The organism is Caproicibacterium sp. NSD3, from assembly GCF_053613275.1.
In genome coordinates this window covers 1,520,251-1,537,766 of sequence record NZ_CM132119.1, presented here as the reverse complement: position 1 = coordinate 1,537,766, position 17,516 = coordinate 1,520,251, and the positions used below count along the sequence as shown (strand labels likewise).

Here is a 17,516-nt window from a genome sequence, read left to right as displayed (position 1 = left end):
ATCACCATGGGCTTTTTTGAAAAAATTAAAGCGGGATTGAAAAAAACCCGTGACAGCATGAGTCACAATGTGATGAATATGCTCCATTCGTTTACAAAGATCGACGAAGATCTTTTTGAAGAATTGGAAGAGCTCCTTGTAATGGGAGATGTGGGAGTGGAAACCTCTCAGCATATCTGTAACAAGTTGCGTGAAAAAGTGAAAGAACGTGGAATTACCGACCCAAATGAAGTGATGGAACTTCTTCGAGAAACAGTGGCAGATATGCTGCGCGGCGGGGAAGAACTCAACCTTCATACCAAGCCTTCAATTATTCTGGTGATCGGGGTAAATGGGGTCGGCAAAACGACGACCATTGGAAAACTTGCCAATCGGTTAAAATCGGAGGGCAAAGAAGTGATCCTCGGTGCAGCCGATACCTTTCGTGCAGCGGCCATTGAGCAGTTACAGGTCTGGGCAGAGCGTTCCAACTGTGAGATGATCAAGCAGAAAGAGGGCAGCGATCCGGCCTCTGTTGTCTTTGATACCATTTCAGCGGCAAAGTCCCGCGGTGCAGATGTGATTATCTGTGATACGGCGGGGCGTCTTCACAACAAAAAGAATCTGATGGAAGAACTTACAAAGATTCACAGGGTGATCGAACGGGAGCTTCCCGATGCCGATCAGGAAATTTTATTGGTCCTGGATGCAACAACCGGGCAGAATGCAGTCAATCAGGCAAAAGAATTTAAAATTGCCGCCGGCATTACAGGGATTGTCCTTACTAAATTAGACGGAACCGCTAAAGGCGGGGTCGTCCTTTCGGTAAGAGAAAATCTGGGAGTGCCTGTTAAATTTATCGGCGTAGGAGAGCAGATTGACGATTTGCAGCCGTTTGATGCGGATGCGTTTGCAACGGCTCTTTTTGAGCGCACACCTGAAGACTCCGAATCAGAGTGAAAGGAAAGACCCGTATGAAATTTGTGATGGCAACACATAATCCGAATAAAGTGCGTGAACTTTCCCGAATTTTAGAGCCGCTTCAAATTGAGGTAGTGCCGGCTGAGAATCTAAAAGAAGTGGAAGAAACAGGAACCTCTTTTGAAGAGAATGCATATCTGAAAGCTGCCGCTGCCTGCAAGGAAACTGGTTTTCCGGCAGTCGCTGACGATTCCGGACTTTGCGTCCATGTTTTAAATGGTCAGCCGGGCGTCCATTCCGCACGATGGGCGGGACCGGATGCTGATGACAACGACCGAAACCAAAAATTGCTTGCTGCGTTAAAAGATGTGCCGCAGAAAGACCGACTGGCAACTTTTGTCAGCGTGATCTGCTGCGTCTTTCCAAACGGCGACATCCTGACTTCTCGCGGAGAGTGTCAGGGAATCATTGCGAACAAGCCTCACGGAACAGACGGATTCGGATATGATCCCCTTTTCTTGGTAGGAGAAAAAACTTATGCGCAGATGACGGCAGAAGAAAAAGATCAAGTGAGCCACCGCGGCAAAGCTTTGCGACGGTTTGCAGAAAATTTAAAAAGTTATAAGGAGAAGCACCATTTATGCTGACAAGTAATCAGCGCGCTTATCTGCGCGCTTTGGCAAATCCGATTGATACAATTTTGATGGTCGGAAAATCCGGAATTTCCGCCGATGTTATCAAGCAGGCGGACGATGCACTTTTAAAAAGAGAACTGATTAAAGGAAAAACGTTGGAAACCTGCGAACAAACGAGCAGAGAAACAGCCCAAAAGATTGCAGAAGAAACAAAGAGCGAAATCGTGCAGGTTATCGGCCGAAAATTCGTTTTATATCGCAGAAATAACAAAGAACCGAAAATAACCCTTCCCAAAACGAAGAAAAAAGGATAAAATAAAAAAAGCTTGATGCTTTTTGTTCCAGAGGGGACACACAGTGAAAAGACTTTTAATTTATGGCGGAACTTTTAATCCGATTCATCGGGCGCATCTGCATTTGGCAAGGGAATTTCAAAAACGGATCAACGCCCAAAAAGTGATTTTGATTCCAGCGAGGATTCCGCCGCATAAAGAGGCTCCAAATCTTGCGAGCGGAGAAGACCGCTATCAGATGTGCTGCCTTGCAGCAAAAGAGGAATCCGGATTTGAAGTCAGCAATATGGAACTGGTTCGCGAGGGGCCAAGTTATACTTCCGATACGCTGGAGCAGATTTCCTGGGAACATCCCGATTGTGAGCTCTTTTTTGTCACCGGAGAGGATATGTTCCTCACGCTCCTTACGTGGCATGATCCTCAAAAGATTTTGAAGAATGCTACGATCTGCGGGGCGCCAAGAAGCCGGAGCGGTCTTTTTAGAATGCGTGCCTATGCACAAAAGCTCAGAAATTGCGGCGGTAAAACGCTGGTAGAAGATATTTCTTATTTGCCGATTTCTTCTACAATGGTGCGCAAGGCTCTTCAGGAAGGACGGAATATCAGAAATTTAGTTCCGGATTCCGTTGCAGATTATATTGAAAAACATTCTTTATATCAGGAGCGAAAACATGAATCTTACACCTTATGAAAACTTAATTCGGCCGCTTTTATCAGATGGCCGGTTTTACCACAGCCAGTGTGTCAGCAGACGTGCCGGAGAACTCGCAGAACAGTATGGCGCTGATCAGGACAAAGCACAGATTGCAGGAATCCTTCATGATATTATGAAGGATATTCCGAAAGAAAAACAGCGGGCATTAATGAAAAAATATGGAATCATTTTGACGCCGGTAGAAGAAAATGCGCCGAAACTTTGGCATGCGATGCTGGGACCCGCTTATCTTAAAAATGAGAAGATCATTTCGGACCCGGAGATTTTAGATGCTGTGCGGTATCATACAACCGGGCGTGTCGGGATGACACTTTTGGATCAGATCATCTTTGTTTCTGATTTTATTTCTGATGACCGTGATTATAAAGGAGTAGAACAGCTTAGAAAAACAGCGGAAAAAGATTTGGGTGAAACACTTTTGGAGGGAATGGTTTTTACCATTCGAGAGCTTTCCGAGATGTGTGCACCGATTCATCCGGATACGATTGCGGCTTATAATGAGATTGTACTGAATCGAATGAAGAAAAACAAAAAGAAAGGCTGAAGAAGAATGGAATCAAAAGAATTGGCCCAAGAGGCTGTACGGGTTCTGGATCGGAAGAAAGGAAAAGAAATTCGGATGATCGGAATTCGAGAGATTTCTTCTCTTGCGGATTATTTCGTTTTGGCAACCGGTACCAGCAGCACACAAGTAAAAGCATTAGCAGATGAAGTGGAAGTGCAGCTGAGAGAGAAAGGCGAATCGCCGGTTCGCACAGAAGGATATCGCGGTCATTCCTGGATCCTGATTGATTACGGAAATGTTGTGGTCCATGTATTTACCGCCGAAGCGCGGCATTTTTATGATCTTGACCGACTGTGGCAGGATGGGAAAGAAACAGATCTTTCAGATCTTCTCAGTCAGGAATAAAATCATTATAAAGTGATAGGGGCGAATCGAAAAATGAAATACGATCATAAAAGAATTGAGGAAAAGTGGCAAAAAGAATGGGAAAAATCCGACACTTTTCATGCGGAAAATAATAGTGATAAGGAAAAATTCTATGCGTTGATCGAATTCCCATATCCTTCTGGTCAGGGACTTCATGTCGGTCATCCGCGTTCTTATACTGCAATGGATATTATTGCGAGAAAGCGCCGCTTGCAGGGATATAATGTCCTTTATCCGATCGGCTGGGATGCTTTTGGACTTCCTACCGAGAATTTTGCAATTAAAAATCATATCCATCCCGCCGAAGTAACCAAGAAAAATGTTGCTCGTTTTAAGCAGCAGCTTAAAAATTTGGGAATTTCTTTTGACTGGGATCGGGAGATCAACACCACGGACCCGGAATATTATAAATGGACGCAGTGGATTTTTCTCCAGCTTTATAAACATGGTCTTGCCTATAAAAAAGAAATGAGCGTCAACTGGTGTACGGGCTGTAAATGCGTGCTTGCAAATGAAGAGGTTGTGGAAGGCGTCTGTGAACGCTGCCACAGCGAGGTTGTTCATAAGGTCAAGAGCCAGTGGATGCTTAAAATCACCGCTTATGCACAGCGCCTGATTGATGACCTTGATTTGGTGGATTATCCGGATCGTGTTAAGATTCAGCAGAAAAACTGGATTGGCCGTTCCACTGGCGCTGAAGTCGATTTTAAAACAACGGCCGGCGATTTGCTGACCGTTTATACCACCCGCCCGGATACCCTTTATGGTGCTACTTATATGGTCATTTCTCCGGAACATCCTTACATTGAAAAATGGGCGGATAAAATTCAAAATATGGATGAAGTGAAAGCCTATCAGGCAGAAGCTTCTAAAAAGAGTGAATTTGAACGTGCCGAAGTACAGAAGGAAAAGACGGGGGTTCGACTTGCCGGTGTTTCAGCGGTTAATCCATTGACGCAAAAAGAAATTCCGATCTTTATTTCCGATTATGTCCTGATGACTTATGGCACCGGTGCTATCATGGCTGTGCCGGCACATGATACCCGTGACTGGGATTTCGCAAAGAAATTTGGACTGCCGATCGTCGAAGTCGTAAAAGGCGGAGATGTGCAGAAAGAGGCATTTACCGATTGTGCTACCGGAGTAATGGTGAATTCCGGAATTTTGAATGGCCTTACCGTAGAAGAAGCAAAAGAAAAGATCAAGCAGTATATGGAAGAAAAAGGCTTTGGACGCAGCAAAATTAACTATAAGCTGCGCGATTGGGTTTTCTCCCGTCAGCGCTATTGGGGCGAACCGATCCCGATGGTTTACTGTGAGAAATGCGGCTGGGTGCCCCTGCCGGAAAGTGAGCTGCCGCTGAGACTGCCGCAGGTTAAAAGTTATGAGCCTACGGATAACGGAGAATCTCCTCTTGCTCATATGGATGATTGGGTCAATATCACTTGCCCGCATTGCGGTGGCCCTGCACGGAGAGAAACAGATACCATGCCGCAGTGGGCAGGGTCTTCCTGGTATTTTCTGCGTTATCTTGATCCGCACAATGATAAGACGCTTGCAAGCAAGGAAGCCATGAAATATTGGATGCCGGTCGATTGGTATAACGGTGGCATGGAGCATACAACGCTTCATTTGCTTTACAGCCGTTTCTGGCATAAATTCCTCTATGATATCGGTGTTGTACCTTGTCCGGAACCGTATGCAAAGAGAACAAGCCATGGCATGATTTTGGGTGAAAACGGAGAAAAAATGAGTAAATCCCGCGGCAACGTGGTCAATCCGGACGATGTTGTCGATGCATATGGTGCGGATACTATGCGGCTTTACGAGATGTTCATTGGAGATTTTGAAAAAGCAGCTCCGTGGAGCACCAAGAGCATCAAAGGCTGTCGCCGACTCGTTGAGCGGTATTATGCGCTGCTCGATGTGATGACACCGGAAGAAACCATTCGCCCCGAGATGGAAGTGCCTTTCAATAAGACCATTAAAAAGGTCAGTGAGGATATCGAAAACCTGAAGTTCAATACGGCAATCGCTGCCATGATGAGCTTGATGAATGGGATTAATGCTGCTGGCTCGATCACTCATAAAGAGCTTGAAATTTTCACTCTGCTCTTTAATCCTTTTGCACCTCATGTGACGGAAGAAGTTTGGGAGCAGCTAAAGGTAAATGATAAGATGGCATGTCAGCAGACATGGCCTTCTTATGATGAATCCAAATGCAAAGAAGATACGATCGAAATCGTGGTTCAAGTGAACGGAAAAGTTCGCGCGCGTTTGAACGTTGCAGCGGATATTTCAAAAGAGGATGCTTTGGCAGCAGTGAAAGCGGAGCCGAAGATTGCAGAAGAACTTTCTGGCAAAAAGCTTTTGAAAGAAATCTATGTTCCGGGGAAACTTGTCAATTTGGTCGCTAGATAATTTAAGTTTCGTTTTATTTGTTTAAAAAGATAAAAAAGCAGCGCCAATTTTAATGGCGCTGCTTTTGATTTTTTGATAGAAAAGAGATATTCTGAACGTTTTATTCGGATTTTTCAACTGCTTTTTTAGAAGCGGGATTTTCAATCTTGGTAGGTGCGGCAATTTTTTCGGATGCTTTTTTTGCTGCTTCATTTTCTAATTTGACAGGAGCAATTTTTTTCGATTTTGATGCTGATTTTTTTGTTTTAGGAGCAGCTCTTTTGGTTTTCTTTTCTTTTTTGGGAGTAAAATCTTCCATCAGTTCCAGTTCCCATTCTTGGTTATCCCCATCCGTATCTTCCCAAAGCTGCAGATTAGCACCGGCGATAGAGGAAATACCAACAATATCAAGATATTTTTCGGCAGCGATAGATTTGATTTTATAAGCAGCACCGACCGTTTCGGTAGATTCGATTTCCCAAAGCTGCGTGGAAGCGTTTGCTTCTTCCCATTGGTGGAGCCAGCAACCATTTTTAGTTCCGCCTTCAATTACATCGAAGAATTTATTGGTCGCCTTGTTGCGAAAGCGGCAGGTGGATTTTTGACCGGGAACAATCATCCACAGCTGACTGTCAGAATTGTTTTTATCATTGACTTCCAGCAGTATTCCGCTTTCCATTGCGGCATCGCGCACATCGATCGCTTTTCCGCTCTGCTTTGAAATAATTCGGTAATACTTTGTCTGAGAGGCAAATTTTGCGGTTACATTTCTTTTTGTCATAGCGGATACGCTCCCTTTCTAAAGACTTCTCTAAATTTGGATTTATTATAACATTCAGTGAAATAATGTCAACAGATTCCCTCATAAAGCTACTGTCTGAAAGTTTTTGAAAAGAGAATCTTTTCTTTATGATTGCTTTTTAAAGACGATTCCGCTATCATAGAAATTGTGCAATTTTTAGTGAGCTTTGAGAAGAGGAGAAAAAATTTTGAAAACTTCCCGTGAGAAGCAGGCTGTTATGATGATGGCGGTATGTGCAGCACTTTGGAGTACTGCCGGAATTTTTATTAAATTGATTCCATGGCATTCGATGGTAATCTGTGGGCTTCGCAGCCTGCTTTCAGCAGTTGTTGTTTTCTTATATATGAAATATCAAAAGATCCCGATTCGTTTGACGAAGCGTTCAGTTCTGGCCAGCATTACTTTGGCACTTACTTTTATCTGTTTTGTAATTGCAAATAAGCTGACGACGGCTGCCAATGCAATCGTGCTGGAATTTACTTCTCCAATCTTTATTCTGATTATGAATGCATTGGTTTTCCATCAGAAAATTCGCCATGCAGATGCACTTGTCGTAGGGATTACGATGTGTGGAATCACGCTTTTCTTTTTTGATCAGCTTGGAAGTGGGAGCCTTCTTGGGAATTTTCTCGGCGTCTTTTGTGGCTTTTGTGTTGCCTGTACCTATGTCTTTTTTGGGCAAAGCGGAGAGGACGAACGAATGTCTGGGATCCTTTTAGGCCTTTTGATATCGGGGATAGTTGGGCTGCCGTTTGCCTTTTGGACACCGATGGAGATAACAGTGCAGAGCGTCCTTACAATTTTGGCATTGGGGATTTTTCAGCTCGGAATTCCTTATGTGCTTTTTGGGCTTGCAACAGGAGATTGTCCTCCGCTTGCATGTAATCTGATTGGAGCAATCGAACCATTGCTAAATCCTATTTGGGTATTTTTATTTAATGGGGAAAAGCCGGGAACTTTTGCACTGATTGGAAGTATCATTGTGATTTTTGCAGTGACAGGTTGGTGTATTTTGCAGGATCATAATTTAAAACGGGAACAACAGTCTTAAGGCTGAATGATTGATGATAAAACGGGCAGGAAAGGATTAAAAATATGAAAAAAAATTATCCGCAGGTTGCGGTCAGTAAAAAAGCGGAAGCTTTTCTTTTGATGGGACATCCATGGGTTTATGATACGGAAGTTACGCCCATAGGAGAAGTTGCAGAAGACGGAGGGCTTGTCACGATTCATTCGCAGAAGGGAAGCTTTCTTGGAACAGGCTTTTATAATTCACACAGCAAGATTCGGGTACGGGTGCTTTCCAGAAATGCAAATGATGAGATCAATGAAAAGTTCTTTGCTCGCCGTCTGCGCTATGCTTGGGAATATCGGAAAGGCATTATGAAAGCGGAAGATTTAGATGCCTGCCGCATTATTTTCGGAGAGGCGGATCAGATGCCTGGCCTGACCGTCGATAAATTTCATGATATTTTAGTTACCCAGACGTTATGCCTTGGAATGGAAAAATGGAAGCCGGTTATTTTTGAAGCGCTTTATCAGATACTAAAAGACGACGGAGTCGAAATTCGCGGGATTTTCGAACGCAATGATGTAGGAATTCGCGAGCTGGAAGGGATGGAACAGGGAAAAGGATTTTATCCTCTACAGGGGGTGGAGATCCCGTCTTCCTGTGAAGTCTCAATTGTGGAAAATGGGATTCGCTATTTTGTGGATTTCGAAAACGGACAGAAAACGGGATTCTTTTTGGATCAGAAGTATAATCGACGTGCAGTTGCAGAAATTGCAAAAAATAAGAGAGTGCTGGACTGCTTTACCCATACAGGTTCATTTGGCCTAAATGCGGCTAAGGGCGGGGCACAGCATGTTCATGCGGTGGATATCAGCGATGATGCAATTAAAATGGCGCAAAGGAATGCCAAAGAAAATAATTTGGATTCTAAAATGAGTTTTGAAACGGCAAATGTTTTTGATTTGCTTTCCAGCCTTACACCAAAACAGTACGATTTTATCATTTTGGATCCGCCTGCATTTACAAAGAGCCGCAAAACGGTGGAACATGCAGCACACGGCTATTTAGAGATCAACGAACGTGCAATGAAGCTGCTGCCTCGTGGAGGATATCTTGCAACCTGTTCCTGCTCTCATTTTATGACGGATGAACTGTTCCGGAAAATGCTGCGGGAGGCATCCTCAAAGGCTTGTGTTTCTCTGCGCCAAATTGAAGAAAGACAGCAGGGACCGGATCATCCGATTCTGTGGAATGTCCCCGAAACAGACTATCTAAAATTCTATTTATTTCAGGTAGTCTAAACGAAAGGAGGAGCATACATGCCGTTTGAAACCATGTGGCAGGAGTTCCTTTTGTGGTTACAAGGAGCACTGCCAAGACTGATCGGTGCACTTCTGATCTTTGCAATCGGCTGGAAGCTCAGCGACTGGCTGATTCGGATCGGAAAGCGTATGCTGAATCGTACCGGCGTAGAGACCGGTTTTGTCACGTTTGTAGGTTCTTTACTGAAAATTTTGCTGAAAGTAATTGTTGTGATTGCCGTACTGGATCAGCTAAATGTGAACGTCAGTGCAATCGTGGCGGCAGTCGGCGCCGCCGGAGTGACTGCTGCACTGGCTTTAAAAGATAACCTCAGCAATGTTGCCTGTGGAGCGCAGATCATTTTGACAAAGCCTTTCAAAGTAGGAGATTATATTGCCCTCAACAGTACAGAGGGGACTGTTATGCGGATTGAGATGATGTTTACCGTTTTGAAGACCGCCGATAATCGAGAAGTTGTGATCCCTAATTCCACTTTAACAGCGGCTGTGATTACGAATTATACCGCGATGGAAAACCGTATGCTTGACCTTACCTATGGGATTTCTTATCAAGACGATTTGTTGGCGGCAAAAGCAGTGCTGCAAAAATTGGCAGAAGAGAATCCAAAAATTTTGAAAGAGCCGGCACCGATGGTAGTTGTACGAGAGTATGGAGCAAGCGCTGTGCGTCTGCTTCTTCGAGTTTGGTGCAAAACTGCCGATTATTGGCCGCTGTACTATGAAATGCAGGAACAGGTCAAATTGGCGTTTGACCGTGCCGGTCTTACTATTCCATTCGACCAAGTTGATGTTCATCTGAAAGAGGAAGTAAAAGAACATCATCAAGGCCAATAATTACTAGCAAATCATACAAATGTTTACTAAATATAATAGCTAAATTTACAAAAATTGAGCAGGTATACAAAATGACTGGAAGTCATCTGAAAAAGATTGACTTTCAGTCATTTTTTGCATATACTAAAACACGGTAAATGACTAACGGTCATTTTTAGAAAGGAGGGATTAGGTTGCAAGGCAAAATTGAAGATAAAAAGAAGCAAAAGAAAAATAATTTGGAAAGAGCGGCTTATGAACTTTTTGCAGAAAAAGGGATTTCCGGGATTTCGGTAGATGAGATCGTAAAACGGGCCAAAGTGGCAAAGGGAACGTTTTATCTTTATTTTCACGATAAAACGGAATTGCTTAATAAGGTGATCATTCTTTACAGCACCGAAATTATTCATTCCGCGATGGTTCGCGCGCAGCAGCAAAATATAGAAAGCTGTGTAGAACGGATCATTTTTTTGGTGGATGATATTATTGAGCGCTTTAAAAGGGATCCGGAAATTTTAAAGATTATCAATAAAAATCTTTCAGAGGGACTTTTAAATCCAACTCTGCTTTCTGCTCAGGTGAAAGAAAACCAGACGATGGAAGAACTGCTGGCGGCTTATACAGCAAATATGAAGAAGGAAAAGTTTAGCGCACAGGAAGCTTTTCTACTGCTTTATATGATTATCGAATTAGTGGCTCAAGTCAGTTATCATGCAATTTTGCGCAGGCAGCCCACCGACATTGATCATCTAAAACCGATTCTTTATGAATCGATTCGAAAAATACTTCGCAGATAGATAAAAGGAGGAATGAAAATGCAGCGATTTGCAAAATGGATTGTGCATCACCGGAGAGCCATCGTAATTCTTGCAGTTTTGCTACTGATCCCATCAGTCATCGGGTACAGTAAGACTTTTGTAAATTATGATATTTTGTCTTATCTTCCAGAAAATCTGGATTCTATGATTGGCCAGAAATATTTGGATGAAGATTTTAATATGGGAAGTTCCGCGATGATGGTAGTTGATAATATGGAGGATAAAGATGTTGTCAACTTAAAAAATCAAATTAAAGAAGTTCCCGGTGTTCACAAGGTAATTTGGGCAGATGATATGAAGGATACCTCGATCCCGAACGATGTTCTGCCAGATGATTTTAAAAAGATTTTTTATAGCGATACCGGAACAATGATGATTATTTCATTTGAAGACAGCGCCGCGTCGCCAAGTACTTTTCAGGCGATTGCACAGATTCGCTCGATTTCAAATAAAAATTGCTTCTTAGCTGGTATGACGGCAATCGTCAAGGATACCAAAGATATTGTTGAAACAGAAATGCCAAAATATGTTCTTGTCGCAGTCCTGCTCAGTATGACAGTCCTTTTTCTCTCTTTGGAGAGTACCATTGTACCGTTAATTTTTATGCTGGGCATCGTTTTTCCGATCATTTATAATTTTGGCAGTAATGTTTTTCTCGGCCAGATTTCTTATATCACCCAAGCGTTGGCAGCAGTTCTCCAATTAGGGGTAACTATGGACTTTTCCATTTTTCTTCTGCACCGCTATAACGAAGAGTGTACGAAACAGCCTGACCGAGAAAGTGCGATGGCTACCGCGATTGTTGCAACCTTTAATTCCATTACAGGCAGTAGCCTGACAACGATTGCAGGGTTCCTTGCACTTTGTACCATGAGTCTTAAATTGGGAGCCGACATTGGCATCGTGATGGCAAAAGGTGTGCTTTTAGGCGTGATTAGTACGCTTACCATTCTGCCGTCGCTTTTGATGACGTTTGATCACGCCATCGGTAAGTATAGGCACCCCGTGCTGATTCATGAAACAAAGAAAATTCCGCAGTTTATCGTAGATCATCATAAAGGAATTTTGGTCGTCTTTATTTTGCTGCTGATTCCATTCTCAGTGGCACAGGGAAAAGTGAGCCAGTATTATGCGCTGGATCAAACCCTACCTCAGGATTTGAATTCAATTGTCAGCACCAATAAGCTCAAAAAAGATTTTAAGATGGACACCACTCACTTTGTATTAGTCAGCGATCAGCTGGACGATTATAAAATCAAAAATTTGACCGAAGAACTGCAAAATGTCGATGGCGTTAATGAAGCGCTTTCCTATGAAAAATATGTAGGTGGTGGAATTCCCACAGCGTTTGAGCCAGCGGCTATTCAAGAGACATTCAACCAAGGCGGTCATAAAATGATTTTGGTCAACAGCCTTTATAAAGCGGGCAGCGATCAATGCAATGCGCAGCTTGATGAGATGAAGAAAATTGTGAAGTCTTATGATGCGGATGCTGTAATTGCGGGCGAAGGCGCTATGACAAAAGACCTGGTTCGAGTCGCTGATATCGATTTTAAAAATGTCAGTGTCGTTTCGATCCTTGCAGTGTTTCTCATTATTTTGATTTCGTTTAAATCAATTTCAATTCCAGTCCTTTTGGTTGCAGCGATTGAATTTGCAATTACCGTGAATATGGGCATTCCGTATTTTACCGGAACTGTCATCCCGTTTATTGCGAGCATCGTGATCGGGACCATTCAGTTGGGTGCAACGATTGATTATGCAATCCTAATGACGAATCGATTCCGTGAAGAGCTCAATAACGGCAGTCTGCCGAAACAGGCAATGCTCACGGCAGTTACAAAATGTTCTACTTCCATACTTACGAGCGGCCTCACCTTCTTCTCAGCGACTCTGGGCGTGGTACTTGTTTCCAGAGTGGACCTAATCAAGAGTCTCTGCTCTATGCTGGCACGCGGCGCGCTGATCAGTATGGTAACGATTATATTTGTTTTGCCGGCTATTTTGCTTTTGTTCAATAAGGTGATTGAGAAAACCAGTTATCACTGGATTCAGAATAAGACTAATTCAAAGGAGATTGAGACAGCATGAAAAAACAAGTGATGATGAAACTGATCTGTATTGCATTATGTGCTTCTCTGGTGACGACAACCGCTTTTGCGGCAGAGGGAACAACGGCAAACGACAGTTCTAAAAATTATAAACGTCAAGAAACGGTTTATCTGATTACGGACCCTAATGGCAATATTCAGAATGAGACGGTCAGTGCATGGGTTCACAATGATAATGGGATTGGAAATTATTCCGAATCCACGAATCTAACAGATGTCAAAAATGTAAAGGGAGACGATTCTCCTGCTTTAGACGGCAAAGAGCTGGAGTGGAAGAATATTTCCGGAGACGACCTTTACTATCAGGGAAAAAGCAGCGCACAAGCTCCTGTTACCATGAAAGTGGATTATAAATTGGACGGAAAAGAAATTAGTGCAGATCAGCTTCCGGGCAAATCCGGAAAACTGGAAATGACTGTCTCTTTTCAGAATCATGAGAAGGCAACAAAATTAGTCGGGGGAGAATCCAGAACCATTTATACGCCGTTTCTGGCGGCAGCTCTCTGCAGCTTTTCTACCGACCATTTTCAGAATGTAAAATGTTCGGAAGGCGGTGCGGTTGTTTCAGAAGGAAACAACCAGATTGTCACCATGATTTCTTTGCCGGGCATGAAGGAAACTTTAGGCTCATCTATCAGTACGCTGGAAAGTCTGAGCAAGATTAATTTGGAAGATAGCTTTACGGTTACTGCCGATGCCACAAATTTGGAAATGAACTCGATTATGGGCGCAGCGCTTCCTGCGGGGTCAGAAAGCAGTAACGGCAGTTTTTCTTTTGATATCAGCCAGGTCGATTCTTTAGTCGATCAAATGGAAAGTGCTTCCGGTCAGCTGAGTGAAGGTTCTGAAGCTTTGGCAAGTGCTCTTTCTACCTATAACAATAAAATGCTGGAACTGCAAAGCGCAGTGGGAGCGCTGAATAATGGAATCAATTCTTTAAATAGCGGGACTACAGAGCTTGCAGGCGGTACTCAGAAGCTTTCTTCCGGCAGTGACCAGTTGGCTTCTGGAACAGAAGCTCTTTCGACCGGTGCAAAACAGGTAAAAGACGGCAGTAGCCTTTTTGCACAGGGAATTACACAATTAGACGGCAGCGTAAAGCAGCTTTCAGCGGGCAGTGATCAGGCAAAAGACGGAGCAGCTGTATTACAGACTGGATTAGGGGAGTTTACAACAGCTTTGCAGCAGGTAACCGGCTCTTTGGTGGACTCTTCTATGCAGCAGATCAGTGCCGATATGAGTGATTCTAATAAACCGTTTGTCCAGAGCCTTGCAAAGGCTGGAAGTGATACACAGGACATCGGCGCAACTCTACAGACGCAAAATGCGGATTTGATTAAAAATCTTCAAGGGATTGCTGCTACTACGACAGATGCAACCACAAAGGCACAGATTAATGCAATGATTGTTGGCATCCAGAATAACACGACGATCGGTACAAAGTTAACTGGGCTTGGCAACGATATTCAGGCGATCGGCCAGGGTGCGAACAATACACTTACCGGTTCTGCTCAAACAATTAAGAGTAATTTTGCAGGACAGGAAAAGAAATTGAATGAATCTGCTCAAAAGCTGAATGATGGTGCAAAATCAGTTGCTGATGGAACAAAGCAGATTTCCGATAATTTGACGTTGGTTTCTGGCGGAGTTGATACTTTAATGCAGAAAGCAAATGAGCTGGCCGCCGGTGCTCAACAGGTCTCCGATGGAGCAGAGAGTGCTAAAAATGGAGCAGATTCCCTCAAGAGTGGCTCTGCACAGGTCAATGCAGGTGCTTCGGCATTGCAGACTGGTGCAACAGAACTGCAAAATGGAGGAGTTCAGCTGCAAAATGGCATTGGACAGCTAACAGAGGCTGCTGGAACCTTGGCAGAAAAGAGCGGAGAGCTCTCGACCGGAACCAATCAGTTTAAGGTTGACGGCATCGACGTTGTTGCCAACAAAGTGGTTTCCAGTAAAGCAGATGCAGAAAAACTGCTTGATCTGAAAGATGCAATTCTAGATCAGGCAAAGAGCTATAAAACCTTCTCTGGTGTTTCTGATGGCTGCAGCAACCGTGTCAGCTTTATTATGAAGACCAATGAAATTAAACAAGATAATTCTGACGAAAAACTGAACGAGGATGCAGCCGTGAATGATGGAATCAAGACAAAGACCGACCAGTCTTTTTGGGCACGCATGAAGAGCCTCTTCTGATCTTTGAAATGACTCGAATCAGACAAAATTAAAAAGGCGCTTTGTATAAACAATTTTTGCTTATACAAAGCGCCTTTTGGTTTATGGAAAATTCTTAAACATTTTGTCCATAGATTCCCTGAACAATGACTTCTCCGGTACTGATCGGAATTTCTGTTCCGTTTTCATCACTGCGTACCATCAATTCTCCACTGGGAGCAATCGCAAAAGCAGTTCCCGTATAAGACTTTAACCCTCGCGTATAGCGGACTTTTTTATGGAGTGAGACGCATAGCTCACTGTATTCTTTAAGGGGAAACTCTTTCTTTATAAATAGCTTATCAAGTTCTTCCAGTGTAGCCAGCAAAACCTCGGAACGCTTTACCGGCTTTCCCAATTCAATCAACATTGAAGTCGCTTTTACTGCAAGCTCATCCGGAAAAGATTGGTTTCCAACATTGATACCGATTCCGGGAACAATATACTGTACTTTATCGATCTCGGCTGCCATTTCGGTAAGAATCCCACAGACTTTTTTATTGCCGATGACAACATCGTTCGGCCATTTGATTTTAGCATCTAATCCCCAAACACGTCTTAGAGCACGCACAACCCCAAGTCCTGCCAGAAGGGTTGCATTCGTCAGTGGTTCCGGAATGTGTTCGGGACGCAGCAAAAAGGAAAAATAAAGTCCGGTACCAAAAGGGCTGTTCCATGCGCGCCCGAGTCTCCCTTTTCCGCCGTTCTGTTCCTCAGAAACGATCACAAGGCCGTCTCGCGCACCGCGCAGTGCCTGACGTTTCACTTCTTCGTTGGTGGAGTCAATCTCTTTAAACACCTGAATCTCTTTGCCGAGAAACTGGGTATCTAAGTTTTGCAGAAGATCTTCTGCATCAATTCGGTCGGGTTCTTTTAAAAGGCGGTATCCGCGGCGAGTGGCAGAAGCAATCTCGCAGCCTTCTTCCCGCAGGGCATTTACTGCTTTCCAAACTGCTGTGCGGGAGATCCCGAGCTTTTCACTCAGTTCTTCCCCTGAGATATCTCCCGTGGATTTTCGCAGATATTGCAAAACTTCCTCTTTAATTGCCATGGATTTCACCCTCATTTTTTAGACTATATTTTTATTATAAAGCAAAGAAAAGTGGGAAGCAAGGTTCCTATCGAAAAAGATTTGTCTCTGATAGTGGATTCGTGGTATACTAATATGAAATGCAAAGATAAAAGGAGGATTTTCAGATGGATATCAGACCCGGCGACCGCATTGAAATGAAAAAGCCGCATCCCTGCGGAAATAAAATTTTTCTGGTTCTGCGGGCGGGCATGGATTTTAAAATTCGCTGTACCTCCTGCGGAAGAGAAGTTATGGTTCCGCGCCTAAAATGCGAAAAGAATATTCGCAGAATCTTACGCGATGATCCGGAAGAAAAAGCTTAGGGACTCTTTATGAATTTACAGAATATTGGTAATTAATTCATAAGGAGAGAACTTTTATGTTCGAAAATTTACAGATATTTCAAAAAAGATATGAAGAATTAGGGCAAAAGCTTTGTCTGCCTGAAATTGCAGGAGATCAGACAAAGTTTGCAGCGCTGATGAAAGAATATAAAGATCTGGAGCCTTTGGTCAGTACCTATGGGGAATATGAGAAGGTCCAGAAAAAATTGTCGGAAGCACAGGAGCTTTTGGAATCCGGAGACCGTGAACTGCATGATCTTGCCCTTATAGATCGGGAAGAAGCACAGGGAGAGATCAAGCGCCTTACGGAAGAAATCAACATTCTTTTGCTTCCCAAAGACCCCAATGATGAAAAAAACGTGATCGTGGAAATCCGCGGCGGAGCCGGTGGGGAAGAAGCAGCTCTCTTTTCTGCGGTGCTCTATCGGATGTATACCATGTATGCACAGAGCAGGAACTGGCAGACGGAGCTTTTGAATTTAAATGAGACAGAACTCGGCGGCTGCAAGGAAGTTACTTTTCAGATTTCAGGAGCGGGTGCCTATTCCCGTTTAAAGTATGAAAGCGGTGTTCACCGGGTACAGCGTGTCCCTGAAACGGAAACGCAGGGAAGAATTCATACTTCTACGGCGACGGTGGCAGTTTTGCCGGAAGCCGATGAGGTAGAACTTATAATCAATCCCAAAGATTTGCAGATTGATACCTTTCGTTCTAGCGGAGCCGGAGGGCAGCATATCAATAAGACCAGTTCGGCAATCCGGATTACGCATCTTCCGACGGGAATGGTAGTTGAATGTCAGGATGAACGCAGTCAGTATAAGAATAAAGATAAAGCAATGCGGGTGCTCAGAAGCCGGCTTTTTGAAATGAAGCAGAGAAAACATGATGAGGCGATTGCGGAAAATCGCCGCAGTCAGGTTGGAACAGGCGACCGTTCCGAACGGATTCGCACTTATAATTATCCGCAGAGCCGTGTGACCGATCATCGAATCGGTCTGACGCTGTATAAACTGGAGGACGTTTTAAATGGCAGTTTGGATCAGTTAATAGATCCTTTAATTGCGGCGGACCGAACACTTCAGTTGGAAAAGAGTATGCGCTCATCAGAGCATGAAAATTAAAAGTGAGGTAAGA

17 protein-coding genes are annotated in these 17,516 nt (G+C 43.7%); 15 read left to right on the top strand and 2 right to left on the bottom strand.

Annotated features, from left to right (window positions below):
* Positions 1–6: 6 nt before the first annotated feature.
* Genes ftsY through leuS form a run of 7 tightly spaced genes read left to right on the top strand, consistent with a single transcriptional unit; the run spans position 7 to position 5,895 of the window.
* The gene (gene ftsY / locus ACVS9P_RS07510) at positions 7–939 is read left to right on the top strand and encodes a signal recognition particle-docking protein FtsY (RefSeq protein ID WP_452102965.1); all 933 of its coding nucleotides are present in this window, start codon (positions 7–9) and stop codon (positions 937–939) included.
* A gap of 14 nt (positions 940–953) precedes the next feature.
* Positions 954–1,547 carry an RdgB/HAM1 family non-canonical purine NTP pyrophosphatase gene (gene rdgB, locus ACVS9P_RS07505; RefSeq protein WP_452102964.1) on the top strand — a complete coding sequence of 198 codons (594 nt, stop codon included), beginning with the start codon at positions 954–956 and terminating at the stop codon, positions 1,545–1,547.
* Positions 1,541–1,849 (top strand): ribosome assembly RNA-binding protein YhbY, encoded by a 309-nt coding sequence (gene yhbY, locus ACVS9P_RS07500; RefSeq protein ID WP_452102963.1) that lies wholly within the window; start codon positions 1,541–1,543, stop codon positions 1,847–1,849. Before rdgB ends, yhbY begins: the two co-directional genes overlap by 7 nt.
* A gap of 43 nt (positions 1,850–1,892) precedes the next feature.
* Complete coding sequence (gene nadD / locus ACVS9P_RS07495) at positions 1,893–2,519, top strand: nicotinate-nucleotide adenylyltransferase (protein ID WP_452102962.1); 627 nt, start codon at positions 1,893–1,895, stop codon at positions 2,517–2,519.
* Positions 2,500–3,087, top strand: coding sequence for a bis(5'-nucleosyl)-tetraphosphatase (symmetrical) YqeK (yqeK, locus tag ACVS9P_RS07490; protein WP_452102961.1), 588 nt, complete (start codon positions 2,500–2,502; stop codon positions 3,085–3,087). Before nadD ends, yqeK begins: the two co-directional genes overlap by 20 nt.
* A gap of 6 nt (positions 3,088–3,093) precedes the next feature.
* Positions 3,094–3,453: a ribosome silencing factor gene (gene rsfS, locus ACVS9P_RS07485; RefSeq protein ID WP_452102960.1), complete on the top strand. Its 360-nt coding sequence runs from the start codon at positions 3,094–3,096 to the stop codon at positions 3,451–3,453.
* 33 nt (positions 3,454–3,486) lie between these two features.
* Complete coding sequence (gene leuS, locus ACVS9P_RS07480) at positions 3,487–5,895, top strand: leucine--tRNA ligase (protein WP_452102959.1); 2,409 nt, start codon at positions 3,487–3,489, stop codon at positions 5,893–5,895.
* Positions 5,896–5,995: 100 nt separating this feature from the next.
* Here the strand turns inward: leuS and ACVS9P_RS07475 are convergent, their stop codons facing one another.
* On the bottom strand, positions 5,996–6,655 hold the full coding sequence (locus tag ACVS9P_RS07475) for an RICIN domain-containing protein (protein WP_452102958.1): 660 nt from the start codon (positions 6,653–6,655) through the stop codon (positions 5,996–5,998).
* Positions 6,656–6,863: 208 nt separating this feature from the next.
* On the opposite strand from ACVS9P_RS07475, the gene ACVS9P_RS07470 reads away from it, so the two are divergent.
* From ACVS9P_RS07470 to ACVS9P_RS07445, 6 genes are all read left to right on the top strand, one after another.
* Complete coding sequence (locus tag ACVS9P_RS07470) at positions 6,864–7,727, top strand: DMT family transporter (RefSeq protein ID WP_452102957.1); 864 nt, start codon at positions 6,864–6,866, stop codon at positions 7,725–7,727.
* 44 nt (positions 7,728–7,771) lie between these two features.
* Positions 7,772–8,989 carry a class I SAM-dependent rRNA methyltransferase gene (locus tag ACVS9P_RS07465; protein ID WP_452102956.1) on the top strand — a complete coding sequence of 406 codons (1,218 nt, stop codon included), beginning with the start codon at positions 7,772–7,774 and terminating at the stop codon, positions 8,987–8,989.
* A gap of 18 nt (positions 8,990–9,007) precedes the next feature.
* The gene (locus tag ACVS9P_RS07460) at positions 9,008–9,844 is read left to right on the top strand and encodes a mechanosensitive ion channel family protein (RefSeq protein ID WP_452102955.1); all 837 of its coding nucleotides are present in this window, start codon (positions 9,008–9,010) and stop codon (positions 9,842–9,844) included.
* A 173-nt stretch (positions 9,845–10,017) separates the two neighbouring features.
* Positions 10,018–10,620, top strand: a complete 603-nt coding sequence (locus ACVS9P_RS07455; protein WP_452102954.1) for a TetR/AcrR family transcriptional regulator — start codon at positions 10,018–10,020, stop codon at positions 10,618–10,620.
* A gap of 18 nt (positions 10,621–10,638) precedes the next feature.
* Positions 10,639–12,732, top strand: coding sequence for an efflux RND transporter permease subunit (locus ACVS9P_RS07450; RefSeq protein WP_452102953.1), 2,094 nt, complete (start codon positions 10,639–10,641; stop codon positions 12,730–12,732).
* A complete protein-coding gene (locus ACVS9P_RS07445; protein ID WP_452102952.1) occupies positions 12,729–14,948 on the top strand; it encodes a hypothetical protein in 2,220 nt (739 codons plus the stop codon). Before ACVS9P_RS07450 ends, ACVS9P_RS07445 begins: the two co-directional genes overlap by 4 nt.
* 94 nt (positions 14,949–15,042) lie before the next feature.
* Here the strand turns inward: ACVS9P_RS07445 and ACVS9P_RS07440 are convergent, their stop codons facing one another.
* Complete coding sequence (locus ACVS9P_RS07440) at positions 15,043–16,017, bottom strand: biotin--[acetyl-CoA-carboxylase] ligase (RefSeq protein ID WP_452102951.1); 975 nt, start codon at positions 16,015–16,017, stop codon at positions 15,043–15,045.
* Positions 16,018–16,163: 146 nt separating this feature from the next.
* Between ACVS9P_RS07440 and ACVS9P_RS07435 the strand changes: the two genes are divergently transcribed.
* Entirely contained in the window at positions 16,164–16,361 is a 198-nt protein-coding gene (locus ACVS9P_RS07435) for a DUF951 domain-containing protein (protein WP_452102950.1), read from the top strand.
* A gap of 56 nt (positions 16,362–16,417) precedes the next feature.
* Complete coding sequence (gene prfA / locus ACVS9P_RS07430) at positions 16,418–17,503, top strand: peptide chain release factor 1 (RefSeq protein WP_452102949.1); 1,086 nt, start codon at positions 16,418–16,420, stop codon at positions 17,501–17,503.
* Positions 17,504–17,516: the final 13 nt, after the last annotated feature.

Excerpts from the sequence above, each read along its gene's own strand:
- ftsY (WP_452102965.1), top strand. The coding sequence starts at position 7 with ATGGGCTTTTTTGAAAAAATTAAAGCGGGATTGAAAAAAACCCGTGAC.
- rdgB (WP_452102964.1), top strand. The coding sequence starts at position 954 with ATGAAATTTGTGATGGCAACACATAATCCGAATAAAGTGCGTGAACTT.
- yhbY (WP_452102963.1), top strand. The coding sequence starts at position 1,541 with ATGCTGACAAGTAATCAGCGCGCTTATCTGCGCGCTTTGGCAAATCCG.
- yqeK (WP_452102961.1), top strand. The coding sequence starts at position 2,500 with ATGAATCTTACACCTTATGAAAACTTAATTCGGCCGCTTTTATCAGAT.
- rsfS (WP_452102960.1), top strand. The coding sequence starts at position 3,094 with ATGGAATCAAAAGAATTGGCCCAAGAGGCTGTACGGGTTCTGGATCGG.
- leuS (WP_452102959.1), top strand. The coding sequence starts at position 3,487 with ATGAAATACGATCATAAAAGAATTGAGGAAAAGTGGCAAAAAGAATGG.
- ACVS9P_RS07475 (WP_452102958.1), bottom strand. The coding sequence starts at position 6,655 with ATGACAAAAAGAAATGTAACCGCAAAATTTGCCTCTCAGACAAAGTAT.
- ACVS9P_RS07465 (WP_452102956.1), top strand. The coding sequence starts at position 7,772 with ATGAAAAAAAATTATCCGCAGGTTGCGGTCAGTAAAAAAGCGGAAGCT.
- ACVS9P_RS07460 (WP_452102955.1), top strand. The coding sequence starts at position 9,008 with ATGCCGTTTGAAACCATGTGGCAGGAGTTCCTTTTGTGGTTACAAGGA.
- ACVS9P_RS07450 (WP_452102953.1), top strand. The coding sequence starts at position 10,639 with ATGCAGCGATTTGCAAAATGGATTGTGCATCACCGGAGAGCCATCGTA.
- ACVS9P_RS07445 (WP_452102952.1), top strand. The coding sequence starts at position 12,729 with ATGAAAAAACAAGTGATGATGAAACTGATCTGTATTGCATTATGTGCT.
- ACVS9P_RS07440 (WP_452102951.1), bottom strand. The coding sequence starts at position 16,017 with ATGGCAATTAAAGAGGAAGTTTTGCAATATCTGCGAAAATCCACGGGA.
- ACVS9P_RS07435 (WP_452102950.1), top strand. The coding sequence starts at position 16,164 with ATGGATATCAGACCCGGCGACCGCATTGAAATGAAAAAGCCGCATCCC.
- prfA (WP_452102949.1), top strand. The coding sequence starts at position 16,418 with ATGTTCGAAAATTTACAGATATTTCAAAAAAGATATGAAGAATTAGGG.